At 43.9% G+C, this 24,744-nt stretch carries 30 protein-coding genes; 8 read left to right on the top strand and 22 right to left on the bottom strand.

The features are described from left to right. Window positions 1–90: 90 nt before the first annotated feature. From acs to C3Y98_RS01635, 8 genes are all read left to right on the top strand, one after another. Window positions 91–2,067, top strand: coding sequence for an acetate--CoA ligase (gene acs / locus C3Y98_RS01670; RefSeq protein WP_135276404.1), 1,977 nt, complete (start codon window positions 91–93; stop codon window positions 2,065–2,067). A gap of 59 nt (window positions 2,068–2,126) precedes the next feature. Further along, window positions 2,127–2,459, top strand: coding sequence for a YnfA family protein (locus C3Y98_RS01665; protein WP_135276403.1), 333 nt, complete (start codon window positions 2,127–2,129; stop codon window positions 2,457–2,459). A 60-nt stretch (window positions 2,460–2,519) separates the two neighbouring features. Further along, window positions 2,520–2,999, top strand: coding sequence for a GNAT family N-acetyltransferase (locus C3Y98_RS01660; RefSeq protein WP_135276402.1), 480 nt, complete (start codon window positions 2,520–2,522; stop codon window positions 2,997–2,999). Between the two features lie 85 nt (window positions 3,000–3,084). Beyond that, entirely contained in the window at window positions 3,085–3,603 is a 519-nt protein-coding gene (locus C3Y98_RS01655) for a DUF7482 domain-containing protein (RefSeq protein WP_135276401.1), read from the top strand. A gap of 19 nt (window positions 3,604–3,622) precedes the next feature. Next, window positions 3,623–4,039, top strand: coding sequence for a DUF1294 domain-containing protein (locus C3Y98_RS01650; RefSeq protein ID WP_245234285.1), 417 nt, complete (start codon window positions 3,623–3,625; stop codon window positions 4,037–4,039). Window positions 4,040–4,169: 130 nt separating this feature from the next. Then, window positions 4,170–4,499, top strand: a complete 330-nt coding sequence (locus C3Y98_RS01645; RefSeq protein ID WP_135276399.1) for a DMT family transporter — start codon at window positions 4,170–4,172, stop codon at window positions 4,497–4,499. Window positions 4,500–4,572: 73 nt separating this feature from the next. Then, complete coding sequence (locus C3Y98_RS01640) at window positions 4,573–4,983, top strand: low affinity iron permease family protein (protein ID WP_135276398.1); 411 nt, start codon at window positions 4,573–4,575, stop codon at window positions 4,981–4,983. 11 nt (window positions 4,984–4,994) lie between these two features. Continuing rightward, the gene (locus C3Y98_RS01635) at window positions 4,995–5,201 is read left to right on the top strand and encodes a hypothetical protein (RefSeq protein ID WP_135276397.1); all 207 of its coding nucleotides are present in this window, start codon (window positions 4,995–4,997) and stop codon (window positions 5,199–5,201) included. A gap of 131 nt (window positions 5,202–5,332) precedes the next feature. On the opposite strand, the gene C3Y98_RS01630 is transcribed toward C3Y98_RS01635, so the two are convergent. From C3Y98_RS01630 to C3Y98_RS01525, 22 genes are all read right to left on the bottom strand, one after another. Then, window positions 5,333–5,815: a hypothetical protein gene (locus C3Y98_RS01630; protein ID WP_135276396.1), complete on the bottom strand. Its 483-nt coding sequence runs from the start codon at window positions 5,813–5,815 to the stop codon at window positions 5,333–5,335. Window positions 5,816–6,075: 260 nt separating this feature from the next. Next, the gene (locus C3Y98_RS01625) at window positions 6,076–6,495 is read right to left on the bottom strand and encodes a hypothetical protein (protein ID WP_135276395.1); all 420 of its coding nucleotides are present in this window, start codon (window positions 6,493–6,495) and stop codon (window positions 6,076–6,078) included. Then, complete coding sequence (locus C3Y98_RS01620) at window positions 6,492–6,740, bottom strand: DUF2934 domain-containing protein (protein WP_209308721.1); 249 nt, start codon at window positions 6,738–6,740, stop codon at window positions 6,492–6,494. Before C3Y98_RS01620 ends, C3Y98_RS01625 begins: the two co-directional genes overlap by 4 nt. A gap of 311 nt (window positions 6,741–7,051) precedes the next feature. Continuing rightward, window positions 7,052–8,404 carry a vWA domain-containing protein gene (locus C3Y98_RS01615; RefSeq protein ID WP_135276394.1) on the bottom strand — a complete coding sequence of 451 codons (1,353 nt, stop codon included), beginning with the start codon at window positions 8,402–8,404 and terminating at the stop codon, window positions 7,052–7,054. Window positions 8,405–8,429: 25 nt separating this feature from the next. Continuing rightward, window positions 8,430–9,020 (bottom strand): TadE/TadG family type IV pilus assembly protein, encoded by a 591-nt coding sequence (locus C3Y98_RS01610; protein WP_135276393.1) that lies wholly within the window; start codon window positions 9,018–9,020, stop codon window positions 8,430–8,432. Then, window positions 9,017–9,499: a TadE/TadG family type IV pilus assembly protein gene (locus C3Y98_RS01605; protein WP_135276392.1), complete on the bottom strand. Its 483-nt coding sequence runs from the start codon at window positions 9,497–9,499 to the stop codon at window positions 9,017–9,019. The genes C3Y98_RS01610 and C3Y98_RS01605 overlap by 4 nt, the downstream gene beginning before the upstream one ends. Before the next feature lie 435 nt (window positions 9,500–9,934). After that, window positions 9,935–10,177, bottom strand: coding sequence for a hypothetical protein (locus tag C3Y98_RS01600; RefSeq protein WP_167759882.1), 243 nt, complete (start codon window positions 10,175–10,177; stop codon window positions 9,935–9,937). A gap of 94 nt (window positions 10,178–10,271) precedes the next feature. Continuing rightward, entirely contained in the window at window positions 10,272–11,489 is a 1,218-nt protein-coding gene (locus C3Y98_RS01595) for a LytR C-terminal domain-containing protein (protein ID WP_135276390.1), read from the bottom strand. 52 nt (window positions 11,490–11,541) lie between these two features. Beyond that, window positions 11,542–12,480, bottom strand: a complete 939-nt coding sequence (locus C3Y98_RS01590; protein WP_135276389.1) for a type II secretion system F family protein — start codon at window positions 12,478–12,480, stop codon at window positions 11,542–11,544. Between the two features lie 25 nt (window positions 12,481–12,505). Continuing rightward, entirely contained in the window at window positions 12,506–13,474 is a 969-nt protein-coding gene (locus C3Y98_RS01585; protein WP_135276388.1) for a type II secretion system F family protein, read from the bottom strand. Window positions 13,475–13,483: 9 nt separating this feature from the next. After that, the gene (locus tag C3Y98_RS01580) at window positions 13,484–14,842 is read right to left on the bottom strand and encodes a TadA family conjugal transfer-associated ATPase (protein WP_135276387.1); all 1,359 of its coding nucleotides are present in this window, start codon (window positions 14,840–14,842) and stop codon (window positions 13,484–13,486) included. 72 nt (window positions 14,843–14,914) lie between these two features. Then, window positions 14,915–16,093, bottom strand: a complete 1,179-nt coding sequence (locus C3Y98_RS01575; RefSeq protein WP_135276386.1) for a CpaE/TadZ family protein — start codon at window positions 16,091–16,093, stop codon at window positions 14,915–14,917. Between the two features lie 19 nt (window positions 16,094–16,112). Continuing rightward, window positions 16,113–16,622 (bottom strand): TadE/TadG family type IV pilus assembly protein, encoded by a 510-nt coding sequence (locus C3Y98_RS01570; RefSeq protein ID WP_245234284.1) that lies wholly within the window; start codon window positions 16,620–16,622, stop codon window positions 16,113–16,115. A gap of 21 nt (window positions 16,623–16,643) precedes the next feature. Next, complete coding sequence (locus C3Y98_RS01565; protein ID WP_135276384.1) at window positions 16,644–17,117, bottom strand: TadE/TadG family type IV pilus assembly protein; 474 nt, start codon at window positions 17,115–17,117, stop codon at window positions 16,644–16,646. Window positions 17,118–17,119: 2 nt separating this feature from the next. Continuing rightward, complete coding sequence (locus C3Y98_RS01560) at window positions 17,120–18,514, bottom strand: TadE/TadG family type IV pilus assembly protein (RefSeq protein ID WP_135276383.1); 1,395 nt, start codon at window positions 18,512–18,514, stop codon at window positions 17,120–17,122. Window positions 18,515–18,550: 36 nt separating this feature from the next. Further along, the gene (locus C3Y98_RS01555; protein WP_135276382.1) at window positions 18,551–18,871 is read right to left on the bottom strand and encodes a hypothetical protein; all 321 of its coding nucleotides are present in this window, start codon (window positions 18,869–18,871) and stop codon (window positions 18,551–18,553) included. A gap of 10 nt (window positions 18,872–18,881) precedes the next feature. Next, window positions 18,882–20,432 (bottom strand): type II and III secretion system protein family protein, encoded by a 1,551-nt coding sequence (locus C3Y98_RS01550; RefSeq protein ID WP_135276381.1) that lies wholly within the window; start codon window positions 20,430–20,432, stop codon window positions 18,882–18,884. Window positions 20,433–20,601: 169 nt separating this feature from the next. Next, window positions 20,602–21,492 (bottom strand): Flp pilus assembly protein CpaB, encoded by an 891-nt coding sequence (gene cpaB, locus C3Y98_RS01545; protein ID WP_135276380.1) that lies wholly within the window; start codon window positions 21,490–21,492, stop codon window positions 20,602–20,604. A gap of 54 nt (window positions 21,493–21,546) precedes the next feature. Then, window positions 21,547–22,869 (bottom strand): ATP-binding protein, encoded by a 1,323-nt coding sequence (locus tag C3Y98_RS01540; protein ID WP_135276379.1) that lies wholly within the window; start codon window positions 22,867–22,869, stop codon window positions 21,547–21,549. 163 nt (window positions 22,870–23,032) lie between these two features. Next, window positions 23,033–23,602, bottom strand: coding sequence for an A24 family peptidase (locus tag C3Y98_RS01535; RefSeq protein ID WP_135276378.1), 570 nt, complete (start codon window positions 23,600–23,602; stop codon window positions 23,033–23,035). 149 nt (window positions 23,603–23,751) lie between these two features. After that, window positions 23,752–23,943: a Flp family type IVb pilin gene (locus C3Y98_RS01530; RefSeq protein WP_135276377.1), complete on the bottom strand. Its 192-nt coding sequence runs from the start codon at window positions 23,941–23,943 to the stop codon at window positions 23,752–23,754. Between the two features lie 369 nt (window positions 23,944–24,312). Continuing rightward, the gene (locus C3Y98_RS01525) at window positions 24,313–24,507 is read right to left on the bottom strand and encodes a Flp family type IVb pilin (protein WP_135276376.1); all 195 of its coding nucleotides are present in this window, start codon (window positions 24,505–24,507) and stop codon (window positions 24,313–24,315) included. Between the last annotated feature and the right edge of the window lie 237 nt (window positions 24,508–24,744).

Raw genomic sequence — 24,744 nt, 5'->3', positions numbered from 1 at the left:
CTTACTTTTAATGGTTATCTATCTTTTATAAGTTAGATGTCCTTGCACCAAATTATAAACGGGTCATAAAGATTTAAGGGGATTTTAAGCATGTCAATCGAATCAGTTCTTCACGAAAACCGTGTATTTGAGCCTAGCGCAGACTTTGTTAAAAATGCAAATGTCTCAGGCATGGCCGCTTACAACCAGCTCTGTGCAGAAGCTGCAGCAGATTACGAAGGTTTCTGGGCAAAGCTAGCGCGTGAATTACTGGTCTGGAACAAGCCCTTCACCAAAACCCTTAACCAAGAAAACGCACCTTTCTACAAATGGTTTGAGGATGGCGAGCTTAATGTCTCTGCCAACTGCTTAGATAAACACTTAAACACAATTCCAAACAAAGTTGCCATTATTTTTGAAGGCGATGATGGCGCCACACAAGAGGTAACTTATAAAGATTTATACCATCGCGTTTGCCAGTTTGCAAACGGCTTAAAAAAGCTGAATTTAAACGTAGGTGATCGCGTCATTATCTATTTACCAATGGGCATTGAAGCCGTGGTAGCGATGCAAGCCTGTGCACGTATCGGCCTAATTCACTCTGTAGTATTTGGTGGTTTCTCAGCTAAAAGTTTAAACGAGCGCATTATTGATGCTGGCGCCAAAGCAGTCATCACCTCTGACGGGCAATTCCGTGGTGGTAAAACACTGCCATTAAAGTCAGCCGTAGATGAAGGCATTGCCATGGGCGGCTGTGAGGTTATTGAAAAAGTAGTTGTGCTGAAAAAAACAGGGCTAGAGATTGCATGGAACAGTAATAACATTTGGTGGCATGACCTGATTGCAAACGTAGCTGACACATGCGAACCAGTAATGGTGAATGCAGAGCATCCGTTATTCTTACTCTATACATCAGGCTCTACTGGCAAGCCAAAAGGCGTGCAACACAGCTCAGCGGGTTATTTGCTACACGCTATGAACACTATGCGCTGGACATTTGATATTCATGAAAACGATGTATTCTGGTGTACGGCCGATGTGGGCTGGATTACCGGCCACTCCTACGTGACGTATGGCCCACTTGCGATGGGTGCAACACAAATTATTTTTGAAGGCATCCCAACCTATCCAAATGCTGGCCGCTTCTGGCAAATGATAGAAAAACACAAAGTTTCTATCTTTTACACTGCACCAACGGCAATTCGCTCACTGATTAAGGCTTCTGAAACTACGCCAGAAGTAGCGCCAAAAAATTACAACTTATCCAGCCTGCGCTTGCTTGGTTCGGTTGGTGAACCAATTAACCCAGAAGCTTGGATGTGGTACTTTGAACAGGTTGGCGGCAGCCGTTGCCCAATTGCCGATACCTTTTGGCAAACAGAAACAGGCGGCCATGTGATTACACCATTACCGGGTGCTACACCGTTAGTGCCGGGCTCTTGTACCCTGCCTTTCCCTGGCATTGATATTGATGTAGTGGATGAAACAGGTAAAGACGTCCCTTGGGGTACTGGCGGCCTGTTGGTGATTAAAAAGCCATGGCCATCTATGATACGCACTATTTACAACGACCCAGAGCGCTATAAAACCAGCTACTATCCTGTGGATTTAGGTGGCAAGATTTACCTAGCGGGCGATGGTGCAATACGCGATGCCAAAACAGGCAACTTCACCATTATGGGCCGCATTGATGACGTACTAAACGTGTCTGGTCACCGCTTAGGCACAATGGAGATTGAATCTGCCCTAGTTGCTAACCACCTAGTGGCTGAGGCCGCTGTAGTGGGCAAACCGCATGATGTGAAAGGTGAATCTGTTGTTGCCTATGTGGTACTAAAAGGCCCTCGCCCAGAGGGTGACGAAGCAAAAAAAATCGTTGCAGAACTACGCGAATGGGTAGGTAAAGAAATTGGCCCAATCGCCAAACCAGATGAAATCCGCTTTGGCGACAACCTACCTAAAACGCGCTCAGGCAAAATCATGCGCAGGCTGTTACGTACACTAGCAAGAGGTGAAGAAATTACTTCAGATATCTCAACACTAGATAACCCAGCGATTTTGGAGCAATTGAAAGAAGTGGTGAAGTAATAAAAGCTGGGCGGATGCTTTGCTGCATCCGCCTATGATCATGTTAGGCATTCACTCAAATGGAAATAGCAAAAGTATTCAGTCTGTTTATAGTTACGGCAATCGCTGAGATTGTAGGGTGCTATTTACCTTACCTATGGCTCAAGCAAGGTGGCTCTGCTTGGCTGCTCATTCCAGCCGGTCTCAGTCTTGCCATATTTGCTTGGTTACTCACACTACATCCTACTGCTGCTGGTCGCATTTATGCTGCTTATGGTGGCGTTTATATTGGGGTTGCTGTTGTGTGGCTTTGGCTGGTTGAGTCTATTAAGCCATCTATCACCGATTGTGTTGGTGTTTTAGTCTGTTTCATCGGCATGGCAATCATTATGTTTGGTGCTAAGCATGCCTAACCCCTCATTCAAGCGGGACGCCTAACGGCGCCTCTTAATTCAAACGTTAGCCATATTCAGATGAGCGCAAAAATAACCATCGAGAGAGCAACTGTGGGTGACTCCGATGAAGTCGCCGTAATGGTCGGTGAGTTACTGAGTGAAATTATGAATACTATAGGTGTTCAAGCATTTAGTTTCGATCTGGAAGAAACTACGAATAGGCTCAAAGACTTTCTCAACCTCGAAAAATACTTCGTATTTGTCGCACGCGCAGATGGTGGAAATTTAGTTGGATTCGTAGCGTTGTATGAAAGCTACGCTCTTTATGCTGAAGGCTCTTTTGGCACTATGCCAGAGCTTTATGTTCGTCCAGAGTTCCGCTCCAATCATGTTGGGCTTCGTCTGGTATCACAAGCAAAATCTTTCGGCACATCGAGAGGCTGGAAGCGGCTCGAAGTCACAACGCCACCCATACCGCAGTTCGATAAAACGTTAGCATTTTATGAACGTGAGGGTTTTGCTATTACAGGCGGTCGCAAATTAAAGATAGCTCTATGAGTATTCAACCTAACACACGTATCAAGCGAGGCACTTAATTACACCTCTTAACTCAAGCGGGTTAAATCTATACTAAAGGAAAATCATGCTTACCAAAATCGCCGCACTATCCCTTGCATCTTTACTAACTGCATGTGCTAGCCCGTTCTTTGACGTGAGGCGCACAGAAGCCGTCTTGCCATTGAGTCGGGCTTGGGTAGATAACCAAATCGTGGAGTATGTCACGACAGATATATCTGATCCCAATATGGCAAGAATGTTGGGGATAAATTATGTGCCTCGACTAGCTGGAGCCGTGCGCTCACAATCTAATCAATCTATTGTTGAGCGTGTTTACAAATTTCCTAACGAAGAGCAGATAAGCATTTTTCAATCTGCACCCAATCCTGTTGGCGCTAAAAATGATGACAAAAACTACAGCCCTCTTTGGCAAGTAATACAAGTGCGTTGGAAAAAGCCATCCGTCATTCAGGAACTCAAGTCTGAGGAGGCTTTGCTAGCCGCGCAGGAGCGTGAAGAGGTGGAGCTAGAAAATACCAATATTGTGGTAAATTGCCCAGTCATACGGAGTGCAACTGGCCATAAGCTCAAAGGTGTGCGTTGATGTCTAACCCGGCTGATGAGTGTCTACAAAATTAGTGGCGATTCATATGCCAAATAAAAATAGTACTTTAGGCGTTAAATTCTCGGTAATATTTTGTGCATTTTTAGCACTCTCGGTACTGGTAGGTTGGGCTCCATTAACGCTATTGTGGTTATACCTAGCGTTAAGTACGGTGACGTTTATTAATTACGCCTTGGATAAATCAGCCGCTAAGCATGGCCGCCGGAGAACACCAGAAAGCCAATTGCACTTATTGAGCTTGATTGGCGGATGGCCTGGTGCGGCAATTGCGCAAAGCATATTGCGCCACAAATCGGTTAAAAAAGAATTTCAGGTAATGTTCGGTGTTACCGTCATCATGAACTGTGCTGTTCTCGGCTGGTTAATGTTCTCAGAAACTGGCACTCACTTTATTAGCACCGTGGTCGGTGGGTAACTCATATTGTCGATTGTGGCGAACTCAATAATGTATTGAGTGCCTTATGAATAATTATTTGTGGCCTAATAACCACTTCAGGGGCGTGGGCGTAACGCGCACTACAAATCAAAGATAGATAGGCTTCACAATGAACTGGTTTTATTTAGCAATTGCAATAGTTTCAGAGGTTATTGCTACATCTGCACTTAAAGCGGCCGAAGGTTTTACACAATTAGTGCCATCAATCGTGGTGGTGGTCGGCTATGCTGCTGCATTTTACTTTCTATCGCTCACCCTGCGCACACTCCCTATTGGCATTGCTTATGCAGCATGGTCAGGTATCGGCATTGTTCTGGTTTCGCTGATTGGCTGGTTTGTGTATCGCCAGCCACTTGATGCGGCCGCTATCATTGGCATTAGCCTCATTATTATTGGAGTTGTGATACTGAACTTTTTTTCCAAATCTACGCCACATTAAGCGTATGCCTAAGCTGTTGCTCTAAGTTAGCGTGCGTCTAATTGTGACGTTAAAACTCAAAAGGAATGATTGTATGCGTAACAATGTTTGGTACTCTCGTTTTGCCAAGATTGCCGCACACTACTGCGGCCGTCCGCGTGTTTTTTCTATGGCGGTTGCCGTGATTTTAATTTGGGTGATAACCGGCCCGATATTTCACTTTAGCGATACTTGGCAGTTGGTAATTAATACCGGCACAACCATCATCACCTTTTTAATGGTATTTTTGATTCAGAATACTCAGAATCGCGATACTGAGGCGATTCAACTCAAGCTTGATGAGTTGATTAGGGCAACTAAAGGGGCTCATAACGCATTATTAGATCTAGAGGAACTTGAAGAAGAAAATCTGGATGCATTTAAGTTTAAATATCAAGCACTTGCAGCCACTGCACGCTCAGAGTTAGTTCATGGCAACCAAGATACCGGTACACCAGAACCATGAAACCAAAAAACATGAAAAAAAGCATGGTATTGCTAGCTGTCGGCTTATTGGTTTCGCTCGCCGCGTTGTCAGCACCCGCAGCTTGGTACAAATGGAAAAGCAAGCTAAACGGTGAAGTGTGGTGCACTCAAACCAGCCCCGGTGATGGCTGGATAAAGTCTAGTGGGCCATACAAAGATGCAAACTGCAAGGTTGATGGGCGCCCTGGTAAACAGTAGTAAAATACACGGGGGGTATTTGTATATGACATAGTCACCGCTTTGAAGCACTAGTCTTTAAAGCAATGACTATTATGATGATTAGCGTCGTTTGCTCTCTGTAATATCAAAGCTGCCACGAATATAAAAAGCTACTCGACCATACGCCACCAAAATACTAGTTTGGCGTGTTTATTTTTGCTGATGGCGACTAATTGCGTTTTAACCTCACCGTTATACTCAGCGCTAACAAGGTATTTACCTTGTGGTAAGTTTGCTAAAAAATATGGCCCTTGTGTATCAATATCCAGCACGCTATTTTTACTGCTGTCCTGAATCTGTAATTTAACCTCTGATAAATACTCTTCCAAGGCACCAGACTTTTCTACAAACACAATTTCTAGTGCATAGTTTTTTGCACTGCCGCGCATAGCAACTGATTCTGATTTACCTATACCGCCTGAGAGGTAAGTAACATCCCCTACAGTGACAGGGGCTACTGCACTCATATCTGGTTCTGCTGCGTCTTCAGGCACCATTTCTTCTGGCACTACTGTATAAGCGTATGTATGCATTGAAACTGATACAGCTAAAAGTGCACTGGCGGCTACGATGATATGCTTTAAATAGTTCATTAGTATTCTCCTTATTAACTTAAAAGCAATAAAACCTTACAACCCTTTATATCATAGATATTTGATTTATATATTATTTTTTAATTCAATTATCTTTCGCATAAAGACCATATATCATCATTATTCACAGAAAAAAGCATGGCTTTAATTAGCCATGCTTAAACCATGAATATGTTTTACAGAAAAAAATATACATCCGGTTTGATATGAGAACAACCTACAATATTATCAATAAATACTTATACAACTTATATGGGCTACTAGAGCAAAGAGTACTGAGGCTCAACCGGACGGAATATCACTCTTAAATAATGTTTACCGGAACACTCTATCTCATTAAAAAACAAGGCGCATGTAATGTGTGCGCCTTGCATGTCAATCACATCAAAATGATGACCGATGTGAGACAAGAACCTTAAGTTAGGGTTAATTTTTCCGCCCTTTGTAATTGCCATCTCTGATAATTGCGGAAGAAATATCGATATATGACGCCACCTGAGCTTATCTAAGGAACAACCGAGTAACTCACTGGCGACATTGCTGCAACTCCGAATGATGCCATTGTCATAAATGGTCAACTCTGGCAGATTTAACCCAGAATCTTCATATTGCGCATGACTAGCTAAAAGATTACTGGGCATCATGCCTTTAATTTGATGTGTGGTTGATGATGCATTCATTGCGCCACCTCAACTTCCGCCTCCAGCCAGTCTTGCAACTCATGCCCTGGTTCAAACCCTCTTGATTCAGCTTTGTAATACGCAGCCACCGCAATACGCAGTAATTTATCAGGGTTATCTGCTAGGTTTAATTCAGTATGCTGCTCCAATTTGCGAGGACGCACCGTCTTGATGGCTGGTTTGATAGCTTGGGCTAGTGATTCTATTGATTTTTTACCTTTAACCGTAGTTGTTTCAAGCACCATGAGTAACTCCTCATTGATAAATTGAAAAAACAGAAGCACCACTTGATGCGACATTGCGCTATCGACCATCAATTTGGAACTACTGAGATTGAGGTGACAATTTACCTTGATTAATGAATTCAGTACATCAGGGCTAGCCCTTATATCAACAAAATAGTATTGATGAGAGATGTTAAATAAACGCGACTAATCTTTATAAAAACAACTACACTACTGACTAATAATTTATTAATTATCAATAAGATAAATACAAATTAACATCTAAACACACATACTAGCATTTGCTATATCATGCTTTTTATTAAAATCAATTATTTAGTCAAACGTAATATCTCACTTGCAATTTTACTAAAGGCATCATCACACTGTGCAATGGTTGCTGCTGAAACATAAATACCAGTAGGTTGCGCTGCATTATAGGAGGTAGAGTCTGTGGTGTTTGCCAAACGTTTCAGAATGGTCACCCCAACCTCACTGTTAGTGCTACAGCCTCCACTAAAGTTAGTTTCAGGGTTATTAACAGCAGCACCTAATGCCGCGGAGTGTACATATATACCCTGGTTGCGTGCTGTATTGGCCGCATTTTCCACCATGTTTCTTGCCGCTTTATTAACATTGCACCGCGTATTGGTAATTGGGCTACCGGTTAAGGTACGCGCACCATTGTAGCTAGCAAGTGGAATATCCCCCACCCCGGTAATATTAAAACCAGTATTTCTCAATACGTTAATATTGTTGTAACTGGCTCGTAAAGTATCGCGCCTATCTTCACGATACAACTCTGTTGCACGCGCAGTTGCAACTCCGCTTGTTTCAGACTCTAAGTCGCCGGAAACTGGGTTGGGAGTGCCTGATAGGCGATCAAAAGTGGCAGGTAATGCATTAGGTGCACCATCACTAAAAAACACGATGACTCGCAAGCTAGAGCGAAGTGATGGCGGAATTGCATTAATCTCATTAAGCGCCCTACGCATGCCCTCCGCAGAACCTGTCCAGCCGCTAGAGGTAAATGCATCAATCGCGTTATTCATCTGGGTTTTACTGAACCCTCTTGTTACGTCTTTGTTGATTGGTACATCTAGTACAGCTCCTGATGCAAAGCTAACCAAACCTAACCTATCACCACCTGGACCTTCAATAAACTTATTCACGAAAGAGTTTTTGGCGCAATTTTTAAGACCAGCCATCGCAGACCCTATAGAGCCTGAAGTATCCATGACTAAGACAATATCGACATCTCGCCTGACAACCTCTCCAGCAGCGTTAAGAGTTAATTCATTCTGACCGAGTACTCGCATAAATGTGGTGGGCATATTTGCAGTCGCAGTGACATTGACCTGCCAGTAACCATCGACTTTATGTACAGCTGTGGTGCTAAGCGAAGTAGGTGTTGAGCCCAAATAATTATTAGGGAAATTACCATTAAAGAACTTTTGTGCGGCGACTTGCGCATTAGCAATACGCTCGGCGTCATCATCCCCTACCGTTAAACCACGTGCAGCTGCAATGGCAGCAGCATCCACAGCGGCACTTAACTTGGCTTTTACCCCATAACCACGACCTGAATCTACAGCAAGACCAACCATACCAATCAACACAACAAGCGTTATCGCGACAATAATCGCAATCTGGCCTTTGTTGCTATGTGGATAATAGAGTTTCATATTACCTCCTACAGTCGGCAGCGTGTTACAGCACCGTCAGCGAATAAAGTTTTGGTCCTGTTTGCATCACATAGTTGACGATCACGTTATAGTCATAGAGCGTTTCTACTGCAAACACCTCTTCACCGTCACTGAGAGTCATCGGAATAACTGCACTAGCGTTAGCTGGTACAAAAGTACAGTTGCCACTACCGTTCCAACCTGCTGCACAAGACCATACTTTACTTGTGAGCGCTGCAGCACCAGAAACAGCTCTAGTCTGAGCTTCTACATTAGCAAAGGTTGTACAGAAAGTTGGCGGCGCATCCACACAGGTTGGCACTACTTTTTTACCGATAATGCGCGTAATGAATATGCGCCCCCGGGTGTTCATCACCAAAGGGTCTGCAGTGACATTTAATGCACGAATAATATCTTGAGGTAGCGCACTTGTTCTGGATGCTAAATTAGCGCCCTCACGACTCATTGCTACAAGAATATTGTTAAATTGAATCGCTCGTGCATAATCAATAACACCAAACACTAACATTAATAGCAAGGGTAACAGTATTGCCAGCTCAATGAGGCTCTGCCCTTGCGATGCTATTTTAATTTTACATTTAGAATAGTTAATCATTTGAATGCCTCGTTTCTCATCGCAGCACTAACAGAAAAATGATAATTACCATCTGTGAAGGTACTCGTGCCTAACACGGCTAACAACTGAGTAAACGGAGTAATCAGCGGAAGCGTACAGTCAATATGCGTAACAACAATTTGCTGAGCGGCACCACAACCGCTCCCAATGTTAACTACGTTTCCAGCGGCATCGACCGTTTTAAACGTCACCACAGGTGAAACACGGGCATAAAATCCCATTGAGTTATCTTCAGTATATTGAACCACTCTGTCACAGCGTTCTTGTATCGGGTCCGGCTGCGTTGGGTCAAAGCCTGCAACTGCCGCAAAACGCGCACCTTCTCGCACGGCATGCTGCATACTCAAGTTTCCCCAAAAAAGATAGCCAAACTCTATGATAGAGAACAGTATGGTAAAGAACATCACCGCTACTAGCGCAAACTCGACTAGAGCCGTTCCTTTCTCTTTAATGTTCATAGCATCATCCTTTTTGGATGGTTAATCTGTGATACAAATCAACTCATTAAACGTCAAACATGCATCGCAACAAATTACCAAACTATGATTTACGATAGATAATCCAGCTTTAAATTTATCTAAGCTTAAACAAGCAATCCAAAACTGGCCCCATTAAACATAAACACACCAACTGATAACACGCTAACTTCCTTAATTAATTTCTAAATTCAGCACATTCAAAAATGTCTCTGCCCAATAAACCGTTGCTAAACAACATCAAAAAAACTAGATAATTCCCCATATACCATATGACTTAAATCACCAAAATAAGTGCTTTAACACTACTTTTCAGACCAGCATCTATGCTGTATCGGTAGATTCAACATGTGCTGAAAATATTGCTTGTTGGTAACTTTTCTGCACATGTTGAATAACCAAACCACAGGTTGATGACTACTCCTGTACTGCTGCAGATTCTGCTGGTGCAGCAGCTGCGGCTGGCGGTGCTTTGCCTGCTTCTAGTGCCTCAATTTTACTGTGAATTAATAGTAGCTCCGTTTGCGTCATGTACATCAAATCATTATTACGAGTAACTCCAACAATTGCGATGACTAATGCGAGTAACGCAAGAATGAAAGTTGCCGCAACCCAGATACCTTGTCTGTCCGGTTCTATAATATTGTCCATATTAGCCATTTCACGCTCCCTTTAAATTAAAGAATTAAACAACCCATCGACTTACTACACCACACTACAAAAACAGTTTAAAAAGTCCTCAAGCAAAATTTATCTAATATGCAATACCATGTTTAGGCTCATCTACTACCAACGCTAATTGCGTTTTCTGTTGTTGAGTACCAAAGTATGCTAAGTGTGTGCTCATATCTTTTCCAAGTACTAAACGCACACTAATATCCGCACGCATGTCACTGCGCTGAATTAGCTCGGTAGATGCTGGCAAACTATCTTTGATGAGCTGAGCTTCTGCATAGTGACCATCTCTATACTGAATTTGTGATCGCCTCACAGTAAAAGGCTTTTGATTAGTGAACCGCGTTGCCGGGTATCCTTGCCCAACTAAGTATTTTCCCACTTTACCTGCCATACCAGTCACGCCATTACCGTTAGCAACCTCAACGCGAGATTGCGCCCAGCTCATTACTGCAGGCTGTTCAGATGCGTGCATAGGCATTGCAGTCAACTGCTGAGATTGCAGCTCAAACACATTAGATGTCAATTGTACTAACTTAACGCTGCTACTAACCACTGGAACAGCCCCGGGTAAAGATGCGGGTCTAATTACCCCCTCACTTTTAGGAAGTTGTAGCTCCTGTAAATTAACCTGTGGAGTAGCAACCTTAGCAGTAAAAATTTCAGTCATATTGGCAGGCTTCACCTCGGCTGAGTCAGCAGAATTTTCTTGTGATAATGCATTTTGTGCAGGCACAGCTATATTGGCAGCCTTAGCCTCCACACTAATCGCCTGAGTAAAGGCCTGAATGGACTCACCCTGACTACCAGCTTTAGCATAGGCCATACCTAAATTATTAAGTGCGCGTTGATTTGATGGATCCAGATTCGTTGCTTGTTTTAGTGTAGAAACAGCCTCTGCATACTGCCCTTGCAAATAATAGGCATAGCCCATATTGCTGTACAAATGGGCTGCTGCTGGTGAATAACTGAGCGCAGACTTAAATGCCTCAATAGCTTTTTGATATTTGCCTTGCCTTGCATAAACCACACCTAAGCCGTTGTAGGACTCTACGTAACTTGCATCTGCATAAATAGATTTTTGGTAAGCCTCTATCGCCAAGTCATCACGCCGCTGACCCTGATAATATCGGCCTAACTTGTACATCGCGCTAGCGCTGGCTTGTGCGTTGCTTGTTTTAATATTGGGGCTAATCATCCATGACGGTACTTCTACTGCCTTCTGATTAGATGCACATGCACTCAGCACAGCAACGCAACATGCCATAGATAATATTTTGCGTTTGCTTTTCATCATTCACCTCCTTACTGCTATTTAAGCTACAACTTAACTAACGTGGCTTATCAACTTACTGCCCTGCGAGTGTTGGTAACAAAACGTTGTGTATGCTAATAAAGGCTGGCCCCAACAAGACCAATAACATCGACGGGAAAATAAAGAAAATAAGTGGAAATAACAATTTAACTGCAATTTTTGCCGCGGCCTCTTCAGCCAATAAACGGCGTTTAGTACGTAAACTATCAGCATGCACTCTTAATGAGTCTGAAATATTGGTACCAAAACGATCAGACTGCACCAACATGGCTACTAGCGTATCAATTTCTTCTACCCCTGTGCGCAAAGCCAAATTACGTAATGCGCGTTCACGTGAGCTACCGGCGCGCAGCTCCAGATTAATTAAATGCAACTCCTCCCCTAGTATCGGGCTTCTTACATGCATTTCTTCACCCACCCTCGCCAATGCTGCGTCCAATCCTAATCCGGCCTCTACACACACAATAATCAGGTCTAATGCGTCTGGAAAGCTCTCGAAAATTTCACGTTTACGTTTATCAATACGATGCGACAACACTGCGTTTGGCAGGAAATAACCAATCGCCGCCAGTAAGATTAGCAACATCATTAAATCATCCGGCCTAATAACAGCACCAGAAATAACGGTGTATAAGACAAACAAGCTTGGCAATGCAAAGGTAAGAATAGTTTTAGCCGCAAAGAACAAGATTGGCACACTTGGGCTACGTAGCCCAGCGTTCATAAAGCGAATACGTAGCTGTGATTTCTCCCACCCCTCTTTAGGCAAAGATAGCTTGGCAATTGGGCCCGTTAACTTAACAATACGGCTCACCCAAGCAGGATAATCCTCTGTTGACTCTGCATTATCATCTTTTAAAATTTGCAACCTGGCCTCTAAGGGGCTGGCGCTAAACTGTCCGAAGATGACCATCGCAACAACAAACACTGTAATAAAAATAAGAACCAGATAAATTATTTGAATTGTGTTCATGATGTTCTCACTTATTTAATATGTATCAGACCCTAATTTTGATAATCCGCCACATCACAAAAATACCAAAAACCATCAAGATTAGAGCGATCACCACCATTCTCAGACCGTTGGGATCTGTCCACAGCACGCTCACAAACTCAGGATTAACCAGTTGCAGCACGGCACCCAACACAAATGGTAGCAGTGTTAGAATCCAAGCCGATAAGCGCCCCTCCGCAGATAAAACACGCACAGTTCCTAACAGTTTCAAGCGAGCTCGAATCAACTCACTAATATTCCCCAAGAGCTCCGCTAAATTACCGCCTGTTTCACGTTGTATCAGCACCGCAATCACGAAATAACTCACATCAGTGCTGGGAACACGCTGAATTAAGTTCATTAATGCCTCTGATGTTGGAATACCGTAGTTAATTTCATCAAACACAATGCGGAACTCGGAAGCAATCGGCTCTGGCATTTCAGTGCCAACCATCTGCAAGGCGCTAGGAAAAGCATGCCCAGCCACCATCGCCCTCCCCATTAAATCAAGTGAACTTGGTAATTGCTGCTCAATCGTAGCAATGCGTTTTTGCTTGGCGCTCAACATATAAAGAAATGGCAAGCATGCCAAGACAGCTGCAATAACAACTGCCACCTTGAAATTTAATCCAAACAACATCGCAACTAAAAAACCTGCAGTTGCTAGTATCAAGCAAACTCCCAGAAACCTTGCCACACTATAATTAAGCCCAGACTGCAAAAGCACTTTATCTATCTGATTAATCCTAGGGAATTTTTGCAAAAAGCTAGCAATCCCGGGTGATTTGGCAAGCACGCGCTGCTTAACCAAGGTGCTTTCATGTTCTTTACCTAGTGTCATCGCCTCCAAGCGTCTTTCAATGCGTTTTGCTTCCGGCCCCTTGTAAGCGTTCCAAGCCATGTACGCGCCTTCTAAAAATAGCACTACCGCCAAAAACGCTAATACTGCAAATAGATAGTAGAGATAGTCCATATTAAGCTCCTACTCATACAGTTTTGTTGGGTCAAACAGGCTGTCAGATATTTGCACACCATGCACCCGCAAACGCTCAACAAATTTCGGCCGAATTCCTGTTGCTTTGAGATGTCCTTGGACCACGCCTTTATCAGATACACCGGTTTGCTCGTAAACAAAAATGTCCTGCATGGTGATAATTTCGCTTTCCATGCCGGTAATTTCTTTAATGTTGGTCACTTTACGCTGACCATCACTTAAACGAGTAATATGAACAATGGCAGTCAGTGCAGAGCTAATTTGCTCACGCATTGCCTTGGTTGGCAGATTGAAACCAGCCATACCCATCATATTTTCTAGGCGAGTTAAGGCATCACGCGGTGTGTTGGCATGCACAGTTGCCATTGAGCCTTCATGGCCGGTGTTCATCGCCTGCAACATATCAACTACTTCAGGACCACGCACCTCACCGACGATGATACGGTCAGGACGCATCCGCAAGCTGTTTCTCACCAGCATGCGGGGTGTTACCTCACCCTTACCTTCAATGTTGGGTGGACGTATCTCTAGGCGTACGACATGAGGCTGTTGTAATTGCAACTCGGCTGCATCTTCAATAGTGATAATGCGCTCGCTTTCTGGAATATAGCCAGACAGCACATTAAGCAATGTTGTTTTACCGGTACCGGTACCGCCGGATATCAAAATATTCACTTTTGCTTTGACTAAACCTTCAAGTACTTCTGCCATTTCTGGTGTTAAGCTTTTATAGTGCAAAAGATCTTTCATCATCAATGGTGTGATGGCAAAACGACGAATGGATAAAATAGCGCCATCGACAGCCAAAGGTGGAATAATCGCATTCACACGAGAGCCGTCAGGTAAGCGCGCATCAACCATCGGGCTAGACTCATCCACCCGCCGACCTACGCCTGAAACAATCTTATCGATAATTTTCAGCAAATGCGCTTCACTCTCAAAACGCACATCACTCAGCTCTAACTTACCTTTACGCTCTATGTAAATCTGGTTGTAGGTATTGACCAAAATATCTGAGATCGTTGGGTCTGCCATCAGAATTTCCAATGGACCTAATCCTAGTACTTCATGTTGAATATCGCGCACAAGATTCATGCGCTCCACATCATTAATTGCCACCGCCTCTTCTGTAAGCAGGCGCTCCACCAACACTTTCAATTCGGTGGTTAATAGCTCCGGTGCCATGTTTTCCATCATGGACAGGTCAACGCGATCTAACAACTTACGGTGAATACGTGACCTTAACTCCTGATACACTTTATTACCCATCAGACCATTAGCTTGGTTGCCCTGCGGTTCAAGCACGGCATCATTTTTTACATCTTCTAATCGATCACGTAATGACATAATTAAATTCCTTCCTTAATTCAGCATTTATTCTTATCCACATCCCGTCAATCGTGTATGCCGCAACCTCGTTCAAAATAATGACGCATGGTGTAGTAAATTTTCTAACCAGCCAGTTTTTTTGGCTTTGGAGACTTCTACCAAGCTTTCTGCAACTTCCTGCAAGGCTTTAGTCACCGCATCATTCTTAGCAACTTTCATGATAGGGACACCTTGGTTAACAGAGGCTGAAACTGCAAGATAGCTATTTGGTATAGTTTTATAGACCTTCATGCCTAGCGCAGTTTCCACATCAATTAATCGGATGTCCCCACCTTTCTCATGCCGATTAAGCATGATATTAATTTTTTCTTTTGCGTAACCCAATGAGCGAAAAGCATGTAACAGCCGTTTTGAATCACGTATAAAAGGCAATGTTTCTTGCAGTACGATAAATATCAAATCTGCATAATCCAGAGCTTTAACCCCTGTGGCATTGAGCGTTCTGCCAATATCCATCACGATAAAGTCATACTCAGATGCGGTCAGTTTAAGTAGCGCATCTATATGCTCTGGTTTCACATCCTGTGCTGATTCAGCATCTTCCGGCGCGGCCAACACACTAAAGTTTGGCAAGATATGCACCATAGAAGACTTCAACAATGAGGCATCTAACCGCCTGATATTTTTGGCGACGTCTGCGAGCGTATTGGGTGGAACATGATCATTCACAAACAGTACGGCATCACCAAACTGTAGGTTCAAATCTAACAATGCCACCTTGGCACTGCTGATTTCTGCCAATATATAAGCTAGGTTACATGCAAGAAACGTCGCACCGCTGCCACCTTTACTGCCCACAAACGCAATGACCTTACCTTTTTTACTTTTTTGTGAGGACTGCTTCAACTTAAGCTCAACTCGCCCCACTGCCGCTTGCAAATCATTCGCCTGCAATGGCAAACTCAACACGTCTTTCACGCCGCTACGCATGGCCGACATCAAGAACTCTGATGAGGCATTTTGCGATAACAGAATGATTGATATCTGGTGGGAACGCAGACTAATCCCCTCTAAAATACTGAGGTTACCGTTCTCTACACAAACACTATCAATAATCATTAAATCTGGGCGCTCGGTATCCACCATTTGCCCCAAGTGACTAAACCCATCCCCAAATACCAAATCATGCCCAGACGCATCCATCCCTTTAATGCTAAGTAGAACCTCTTCTCTCAACACCTTGTTAGGCGAAATTACGATTATTTTCATTTTTTTGCCGCCATTCTATTTAACCGGTATAACCTAAACTTTCCGCTGGCATCGTAACTGTAGATGCCGGAATCGGTAAATTTAGAAACGGGAACAACCCAACCATTGGCACATAACTTGCGCCAACGATAGAAACCTGAACTAATGCAATACAGCCCGCGGGGCCAGTTAAACAGGCCGCGATATTATCAGACGCACTTAATGGAAACGGGCTAGGCACGCTACCACTGGCAGTTAAGTATTGAATATCAATATTAGCTGCTGTAATTTCAGCGCCAGCTGGTAGTGAGGCCCCTCCAAACAGTGCCAATACTTTTGCCGGGCTAGTGCTGGAGTTATCAACCCATCTCACCACAGCCTCACGCGCGGCATGGCGCGTAACTTCCTGCACCGTGTTATAGATATAAAACAGACGTCCAAACTCTAAAATGCCAAACAGTAAGATAAATAGCAGTAAGGCAATAATCGCAAACTCAACCGCTGCCGCGCCTTGCTGCTGCCTTTGATGTCTGCTGTAATTTTTCATCATGTTAAGCATCATCAATTCCCTTCAGCGCATGTACCGCATAGCAGTAGAAGGCGATAGCGTAGTAACCCAAGTTGCTGTACCGACTGGCAGGAAGATTGGAACCCATCCACCAATCGTAAGGGGGTACGCATTAATCGCAACTTTTACATAAAGTGGCGCGTCACAATTTGGCTCGCAAGTAACTGCAACTTGTGCTGTGGTAAAACTTGGCACTTGCGCCTGCGTAGCTGCATTAACCACCATTTGTTTGGCCTGATCTTGTGTTGCAGCATCAAGCGCCACTAAAGCACTGACTCTAATATTAGAAAGGTATCTCGCGCCGTCACGTGTGGCCTTGGTTAAGGCATCGTTGTACCAAAAGGCTCGACCAAACTCCACAACACCTGTCACAAACATCAGCAATAGCACCAATAGCAAGGCAAGCTCAATTGCAGCAGCGCCTTGCTGCTTAACATGCCATAACTTACTTTTAAATTTTAGTTGTGTGGTTTTCATGATTATCTGTAAAGCTTAATATCACTGGTTGGTAAAGGAGTTGGCAATAAACCGCCAAACTCTACGAAAACATCACGATCACCCGCCACATCAGATCTGCGCTGCATCAAAAACCGGCCAACCGCCAACACTGGCGCTGGCCTGCAAACACCGCCTGCCGTTGTACAGTCGACAATCACCATATTGAGCACCCGGCGCCCAGCTTTGCCTGGTTGAGCAGACGCAGGTGGCGCTGTATAGAAGCTTCCACTTGCTTGCGCATATGGTGATGGTTCAGGATAAGAGGTCGCAGTGTTTCCGCTATATAAGGTTGGCCACTGTGAAACAACTGCACCAGTTTTTCTATACCCTGACCATAAAACACCGTAATTTCCCACTGTTCTTAAGCCATATGGCTTAGACATACAAGGGCGACTTGGTGGTCCGCAAAGATTGTTAACGTTGGTTCGCTGAACAAACGTTACCGTTTGTTGTACAGGGTCTGTGCCCATCCAGTTTCTAGGTGAGCCAACCCCTGCATTGTTATACCTATACTCTTTGACATTGGTATCAGGTGGGGCGGTAGATACATCACATTTATTTTGAGGTGTATAGTCACCAAACCTTGAATCAAGCGCAGATAATTGTGGAACAGATATCCCCGTGTTGGTGTTAACGGTACCGCCAACAATTGGTGTAAACCCAACTTTACCTGCACACACATAGGGAAGTGTGTCGTTCGTGCTGGTTGCAGGGCAAACCCCAGGTGTATTTGACTCAGGGTCTATCCAAAACATGGTACCAGGGCCAATTGGGTTAGCCTCGCTTACTTTGTATGACACACCACGTTCATAGCCAAACTCATGCGTTGTGCCTGGGTCTGGCAACTCACAGATAGCTATAGGTGTAATATCAACGGCATATTTACCGGCTACCGCCAAGCCGAAGGTCTGTGTGGTATTAGCAACACTTGGCAACACCTGAATAAACCAGGTGTTGATAGTGCGTAAACCTGTATCTACTTTTAAAAAAGTCTTATCACCAGCTAAGGCATCACTGGTGACCGAGCTAATCGGCACCATACAGCCATCACTTGGGCAGCTACCTACCCACATATTGCTGGCAGTCACGGTTACCGCAGTGCTATTCAGGTTGTATTTATTTTTACCTGCGGCTTCAATTGCTCTGGTAATCGCGTTATTAATGCCGGTTACTTTACCGTTAAGCTCTTTAGCACCACTAAGCGAAGAAGAGTCTGCTGCGTTTTGTAGTTCAGTTCTAGTCACATAAAGGTGGCCTAAATCTAATACCAAACCCAGCATACCTACGAGAGACACTAAGCAGATTGCAACGATTAACGCTACTGCACCTTGCTGGCGTTGCATGCCATACAGATTACATTTTATATGCTTGCTCATGTGGCTCTCCTTCGTTGCCCAGTGGGCGCCAAAGCCTTACCTTGTCCCACTACTACTGCTACTTCCAGTTCCGCCGCCAGTATTACCAACCCCAATGTTAAACACATTAGTGGTGGCTGGTGGCTGCGTAAAGGATTTATGGTACGTGTCTACCGCGGCATCTGCGGCTGCCCCATCTACACCAAAGACAGCTTCATTAGTCGTTGATGCATCGGGGTTGATCGTCTGCTGCGCTTTCGCAGCATTCACTGCCTCACCAAAATGATCATCCAGCATTGGCGTTTTAGTGGCGCAACCAGCCATGGCGACAGATGCGATCAAGGCAGATAGAATGTATTTAAATGTTGAGGTGTGCATGACTATCTCCTTATTTCAATTCAAAGCCATCTTTAGCACCACTTTGATCAGGCGCTGCCGTATTAGGCTGAGATGCAGGTGCTCTTTGTGTTGGGTTGTCATCTGCAGCTGGCTCAGCTGGTTTACCTTCTAACTTACCATTCAAGAAGAACTCTGTTTTACTTGGTGGGGTAAAGTGATCAGTAGGTAATGCAAAGTCAGGTGGTAGTGGTTTAACCAAGCGTGGTGTGACTACGAATAACAGCTCAGTTTTATCTTCTTGAAAAGAACTACTACGGAACAGTGCCCCAATAATTGGAATCTCTCCTAAAATTGGGAAGCGACGGATGTTCTCTGTCACATTGTTTTTGATCAAACCAGCAATCGCAAAGCTTTGACCATCACGCAATTGCACTGTGGTAGATACACGTCTCACCGTAAATGATGGGAATACACTACCGCCCACTGTGGTGCCACCCTGATTAAGCTCTGATACCTCTGGTGCTACCCTTAAGTTAATCATCCCTTCTTCGAGCACGGTAGGTGTAAATTTTAGACCTACACCAAAATCACGCTCTTCTAAGGTAAGTACAGAAGCGCCGCCACCTGTATTATTTTGTGGCACTGGAATAAATATTTTACCGCCTGCCAAAAAGCTGCCTTCTTGACCACTAATGGCGATAATATTAGGCTCCGCTAAAATCTTAACGATACCATCTTTATTTTCAGCATCAATTTTAATGGCTGTATTGCCCTTGGTAATCGTCAACAAACCACCGGGAGATAATGGATCAGCGCTGGTAAGGCTTAAAAAACCAGATGCAATCGCATAAGCCACGCCACCATTAGCACGGGAGGCGCCAAAAGATGCACCTAGTTTATCTAATATGTTTTTCGAAACCTCAGCCATTTTCACTTCAAGCATTACCTGTTGCGGCGCTGCTACCTGAAGCATATTAATAACTTTTTTGTCCTTATCTTTGCTGCCATATGCCTCTGCCAGCGCCATGGCCCTATCTGCTTTCACTGCATCAGTCACGGTGCCGCTCAGTACTAAAGAGTCTGCTGCGGTGCTCACCTTAATGCCTTTTTCATTAGGCATGATTTGCTGCAATTTTGTTTGCAAGGATGCAGCATCCATCATTGTGGTCACTGCAACCACCCTTACATCCATCACAGCAGACTGACCAGACTTATCCAAGATAATCACCATGGTTGAGCCTAGTGCTTTAGCATGCAGCACCACCTCTCGAGGACTGGTGACGTCTACCTGTACAATTTTCTCATCATCTACCTTAACACGTTGCAAGTTCACACCTGCAGGTAACCTCACTAAATGCGATTGCCCTAAAGATAACTCAACGCTAGGCACAATCTCAGTAGAGGATGGCGTAGGTTTAGCTGCCTTTTTAGGCGTGACCGCAGCGACCAAGATATTCTGCATATTTGCTTGAGGCTCAGCTGCATGTACAGGTACCATTGAAAGTAGCGTCATGCCTAGCATAGCAGCCAGAAGATTACTGACACAGAACCTTAATTGGCTGTGTAAAAACTGATCACGTTTGATCTTGTGCTTGTTCATCTCATTTCTCCCTGACAATATGCCGTTTCTCTTTCAAATTTCGATACGAGCTAGGTTTTGCTTAAGTCTGGACTTAACTCATCACCGCTTTCTCGATCTCACTATCCTTTGAAACTAAGCGCTTTCATTCGTAGATGCTTCATTAATTACACTGACTACATTCACGGTTTTACTGAACCGATGGCTTAAACTCCTCTACGGTTTTGGTCGCGCCTCGCACAACCTCAACCTGCTCGTAGCTTTCTCTTTGCATTGATGGTTTACGTGCCGCAGATTTTTTCACCACATGTTTAACCTCGGTTTTAACAACAGGCTGTTGTGTCGCTGCTGCCATTACTGGAGGCTCATCTACACGATTAAGCAAGTTTTTCTTGGTTGACCCTTCTGTAGTCACCACGCTCTTATCAACCTGATTACGCAACACCAATGACAAAGTACCAACACTGCGTGCCAAATCTAATTTTTCAGCCTGTGCTGGTGTTACCTCAAGGGTTACTGCATTCACCACTTTTGGTTTTGTTTCATCTCGGTTCTGCTCTTGCGCTACAGCCAACACCATAATGTGCTCAAGTACAATTTTTGAAATACTCTTGTTCACATTTTCAGCCTTCACGCTTTCATCTTCGGTATTCACTACAATGTCTACATAGTTACCTGGTAAGGCAAAGCCTGCCACACCCACCACATCATTCACCCTGACAGTCATTGCGCGGTTTCCCTCAGCAATTACTGCAGATAGACCACCGGTTGCGCCAAGTGGAGCTAATTTAGACTCCAGCACAGGCTCACCTTGTAATAAACTGGTTTTTACTACCCTCGCATCTAAAGTTTTAATATCATCAGCCGCACCAGCAGGTACGCTGCCTCTTGGCCAATCTGCCAACTTAAGCATTTGCGGTGTAAGCGGTGTGCCTAAATCAATATTGATGGCAGCCACAACCACCTTGCTAGAAGCTACCGAAGCAGCTTGTTGAGAGATCCAGCGTGAGGCTAACACTACAGCACCTAAGCCTATGCCGACTGAAACCACAATCATCAAAAATGCTCTTGGATTTTTCATCTGTCATCCCCTTTATTTTCTGTTCTCATCAACATATCGTGATGCATTCAAACATTAATCGTGGGCAAAATAATTATTCCAGGCCCAATCCAGCAACTCTCTACTCATAATTGCCGGTTTACCTTCATATCGTGCAATATCTCTAAGCTGCTCCAATATATCTCTAGGAATACAGGCAAAAAGTGGTCTGCCTGTCTTGTAGTGATGTTCATGCAACAAATAATTAAAACCATCCTCACTGAAAGGAATATTAATTTCCTCGCAAACCTGTTGAGCGATTACGCGATACTCATCTTCGCTTAATGGCCCAACATAAATCTTGTAGCCAAGCCGACGCAAAAATGCTTCATCGGTTAGTTTGCTAGGAGCTAAGTTAGTGGAGAACACCACAATCACATCAAATGGCAACATGAATTTTTTGCCGGTATGTAACGCTAAGTAGTCCACATGGCGATCTAGCGGTACAATCCAGCGATTCATAATATCCACGGCAGGTGTCAACTGGCGACCCAAGTCGTCAATAATCAATAACCCATTATTGGCCTTGACTTGTGGCGGCGCCTGATAGAAGCGAGCGCTCTCATCAAAATCTAAATCCAGCATGGAGAGCGTCAATTCACCGCCGGTTTTAATCACTGGACGGTGACATGTCACCCAACGTTGGTCAGACATTACCCGACGATCCAATCCCAACCCACCAACTTCATCGGCTGGTACGGATGGGCGATGGGTCAGAGGATCAAATACCTGTATTACCTCATTATCTACGACGATGGCATGTGGTATCGCTACGTCGCCAGATAACAATTTGGCTAAATGCTCTGCGATAAATGTTTTACCGCTACCAGCTGGCCCATATACAAAGATTGCTCGGCCGGAGTTCATGGCTGCACCAAACTGTTTGAGTAAGCCTTCTTTAATCACTAATCCATCAAAAATTCTTAATAGATTCGGCCGAGTCACATGCATATTGACGATAGACTGTTGACGCACTTGCTTGATATAGGCCAATAAACTGACAGGCGCTGCGCCTACATATTGATTTTTACGTAAATAATCTTCTGCACGTAATCTGCCTAACTCTGTCAGATTGTAGGCAATCGCAGTTTCAGCCTCACTATTACGCACAGCCTCACACATGCGCTCTGTACGCATAAAGGCGAGCAATGGCTCTAGGACTGCTACTGGAAGTTTTGCGTAAGAAACCAGATCCATCAATCGCATCTGGCCACGCAAGAATAATGCTTTTGTTAAAAGCTCTACAATAAACTGAAAACCTAGGCCCGTTTCTTCAATAGTACTAGGCTGCATGGGAACCAGTGTATGACGGCGTTCTTCATGCGCTTCTCTCTTATATTCTGCCATGCCTATTGTCATGATTTCATTCACTTTTTCGGTTAATTTTATTTATTTGTATTATCTTTATTCTTTCGGGGTTACACCCACACTTAACCAATACGTAAACTTACATCAGTAGCGCTTATTTACTCTCCATGAACTTCACTCATGAACACTCCGCTCTAACAAACACAACCCATTACTACAAGCGCTGCCAAATCAGGTAAGTAAAGGTACCTAAAGTAATTGCTACTGCGTAAGGTAACTTTCCTACCGAAACTGGTAAATCATTCATCAACGGCGCTTCTCCAGCACTCAATTTAACCGCACTACCATAAAGAATCAGTTTGACGTTCTGCAACATAGGCTTGAGCTGTTTTGACCACATCACCACCAATAACGCCATCACACCACCCACTACAAATATTGACAAAATAGCGCCTAAAACATCATCCGGCCCCAAAAACGCACCTACCATACCAATCATTTTCACATCGCCAGCACCCATCGCACGTAACCAATAAATTGGTAAAAACACGCCCATACCGACTGCTAACCCTTTCAGTGAAACCCACCATCCTAATGCACCTGGTATCTGTGAATTAAATCCCCAGCCCTCAGGTAACACTCCGTTTAAAACGACCCCAATCACTATGCCAATTAACACTATTTTGTTAGGGATCCGATTGCTGCTAACATCATGCCTCGTTGCCAACAACATCAACACACCTAGTGGCAGTAACGCTAAGAATCCCATTAGCCGCGGCGTCATTTTGCTACCTCTTCCTTGCTATGTTTTTATAATATCAACACTGCTAGCAATCGTAGTCTTGACTGGCGTTACCTAATACCCCTTGAAAATTCCAAGCAACATTGGTTTATTGCTACTCATCAAGACTGCGACTGCTTGCCCGTATCGTCTTAACAAGCTGCAGGTGTGCCACCAAGCGCAGTTGCAACACTTCTGAAAGTTTCACAAACACGGGTACCTGTTGTTCTTACGGCGGCAATAATCACCACAGCAATAAGCGCTGCAATCAATGCATACTCAATAGCAGTAACGCCTTCTTCATCGTTAATAAAACGCTGCATACCTAAATATAGATTTTTCATTTTAAAACTCCTTTTTATTGAAAATCACGTCATACAAAATTACAATTGATTACTGCTCTTGTGTCTTTCACTTTAGGGCAAACCTCCCTAGTGCTTATTGTTCTTTTATCAGCTTGATTTCTTTGCCGATATGCGTAATCTACTGCAATTGATTGACGACTAATATACGAGCGAACCCTTAATCTGTTAGGGGTATATATCCCCTCTATTTTCTAGCATGCTCATAAGCTTGCGCATATTTTCAATTGCATAACTTCCCCCTTAAAATGCGGGATGAACATGCACAATTCGTGCACTCAAGAATCAATCCACCTATACCAACATATCAGCGCATATCAACGCTAATCATGCCCCTCGCGTAACTCTCTACTAAGGACAAGCTGCTGGGGTACCACCTAGCCTCGTTTCAAGATCTCTGAAAGTCTCACAAACACGAGCACCTGTAGCCTCGACCGCTAGGATAATGACCAACGCAATCAGTAAGGCAATCAAGGAATACTCGATAGAAGTCACGCCTTCTTCATCGTTAATAAAACGCTGCATACCTAGATATAGCTTTTTCATTTTAGATCTCCTCTTAATCAAAAAAACAAAGCTGCGTTGATTGGCAACTGCTTCAGTTTTATTATTAAAAGTACTTGTTATTTAGCTTCTTATCCAACCTAGCTGCCAAATGTTCAATCTACTGCAATCAAATTACTACTTATATACGAGCGAACCCTTAGTCTATTAGAGGGTATTTAAGTGGCACACACCCTTTTATTTTTAATCTATAATCATTGATGTAGCCGTACTAGATGT

The organism is Methylotenera oryzisoli, from assembly GCF_004661485.1.
GTDB classification, from domain to species: domain Bacteria; phylum Pseudomonadota; class Gammaproteobacteria; order Burkholderiales; family Methylophilaceae; genus Methylotenera; species Methylotenera oryzisoli.
Note: the sequence above shows the minus strand (reverse complement) of the source record. Positions and strands in the feature narration are given on the sequence as shown.

Coding starts and splice junctions, on each gene's coding strand:
- acs (WP_135276404.1), top strand. CDS start 91: ATGTCAATCGAATCAGTTCTTCACGAAAACCGTGTATTTGAGCCTAGC.
- C3Y98_RS01665 (WP_135276403.1), top strand. CDS start 2,127: ATGGAAATAGCAAAAGTATTCAGTCTGTTTATAGTTACGGCAATCGCT.
- C3Y98_RS01660 (WP_135276402.1), top strand. CDS start 2,520: ATGAGCGCAAAAATAACCATCGAGAGAGCAACTGTGGGTGACTCCGAT.
- C3Y98_RS01655 (WP_135276401.1), top strand. CDS start 3,085: ATGCTTACCAAAATCGCCGCACTATCCCTTGCATCTTTACTAACTGCA.
- C3Y98_RS01645 (WP_135276399.1), top strand. CDS start 4,170: ATGAACTGGTTTTATTTAGCAATTGCAATAGTTTCAGAGGTTATTGCT.
- C3Y98_RS01640 (WP_135276398.1), top strand. CDS start 4,573: ATGCGTAACAATGTTTGGTACTCTCGTTTTGCCAAGATTGCCGCACAC.
- C3Y98_RS01635 (WP_135276397.1), top strand. CDS start 4,995: ATGAAAAAAAGCATGGTATTGCTAGCTGTCGGCTTATTGGTTTCGCTC.
- C3Y98_RS01630 (WP_135276396.1), bottom strand. CDS start 5,815: ATGAACTATTTAAAGCATATCATCGTAGCCGCCAGTGCACTTTTAGCT.
- C3Y98_RS01625 (WP_135276395.1), bottom strand. CDS start 6,495: ATGAATGCATCATCAACCACACATCAAATTAAAGGCATGATGCCCAGT.
- C3Y98_RS01620 (WP_209308721.1), bottom strand. CDS start 6,740: ATGGTGCTTGAAACAACTACGGTTAAAGGTAAAAAATCAATAGAATCA.
- C3Y98_RS01615 (WP_135276394.1), bottom strand. CDS start 8,404: ATGAAACTCTATTATCCACATAGCAACAAAGGCCAGATTGCGATTATT.
- C3Y98_RS01610 (WP_135276393.1), bottom strand. CDS start 9,020: ATGATTAACTATTCTAAATGTAAAATTAAAATAGCATCGCAAGGGCAG.
- C3Y98_RS01605 (WP_135276392.1), bottom strand. CDS start 9,499: ATGAACATTAAAGAGAAAGGAACGGCTCTAGTCGAGTTTGCGCTAGTA.
- C3Y98_RS01600 (WP_167759882.1), bottom strand. CDS start 10,177: ATGGCTAATATGGACAATATTATAGAACCGGACAGACAAGGTATCTGG.
- C3Y98_RS01595 (WP_135276390.1), bottom strand. CDS start 11,489: ATGATGAAAAGCAAACGCAAAATATTATCTATGGCATGTTGCGTTGCT.
- C3Y98_RS01590 (WP_135276389.1), bottom strand. CDS start 12,480: ATGAACACAATTCAAATAATTTATCTGGTTCTTATTTTTATTACAGTG.
- C3Y98_RS01585 (WP_135276388.1), bottom strand. CDS start 13,474: ATGGACTATCTCTACTATCTATTTGCAGTATTAGCGTTTTTGGCGGTA.
- C3Y98_RS01580 (WP_135276387.1), bottom strand. CDS start 14,842: ATGTCATTACGTGATCGATTAGAAGATGTAAAAAATGATGCCGTGCTT.
- C3Y98_RS01575 (WP_135276386.1), bottom strand. CDS start 16,093: ATGAAAATAATCGTAATTTCGCCTAACAAGGTGTTGAGAGAAGAGGTT.
- C3Y98_RS01570 (WP_245234284.1), bottom strand. CDS start 16,622: ATGATGAAAAATTACAGCAGACATCAAAGGCAGCAGCAAGGCGCGGCA.
- C3Y98_RS01565 (WP_135276384.1), bottom strand. CDS start 17,117: ATGAAAACCACACAACTAAAATTTAAAAGTAAGTTATGGCATGTTAAG.
- C3Y98_RS01560 (WP_135276383.1), bottom strand. CDS start 18,514: ATGAGCAAGCATATAAAATGTAATCTGTATGGCATGCAACGCCAGCAA.
- C3Y98_RS01555 (WP_135276382.1), bottom strand. CDS start 18,871: ATGCACACCTCAACATTTAAATACATTCTATCTGCCTTGATCGCATCT.
- C3Y98_RS01550 (WP_135276381.1), bottom strand. CDS start 20,432: ATGAACAAGCACAAGATCAAACGTGATCAGTTTTTACACAGCCAATTA.
- cpaB (WP_135276380.1), bottom strand. CDS start 21,492: ATGAAAAATCCAAGAGCATTTTTGATGATTGTGGTTTCAGTCGGCATA.
- C3Y98_RS01540 (WP_135276379.1), bottom strand. CDS start 22,869: ATGACAATAGGCATGGCAGAATATAAGAGAGAAGCGCATGAAGAACGC.
- C3Y98_RS01535 (WP_135276378.1), bottom strand. CDS start 23,602: ATGACGCCGCGGCTAATGGGATTCTTAGCGTTACTGCCACTAGGTGTG.
- C3Y98_RS01530 (WP_135276377.1), bottom strand. CDS start 23,943: ATGAAAAATCTATATTTAGGTATGCAGCGTTTTATTAACGATGAAGAA.
- C3Y98_RS01525 (WP_135276376.1), bottom strand. CDS start 24,507: ATGAAAAAGCTATATCTAGGTATGCAGCGTTTTATTAACGATGAAGAA.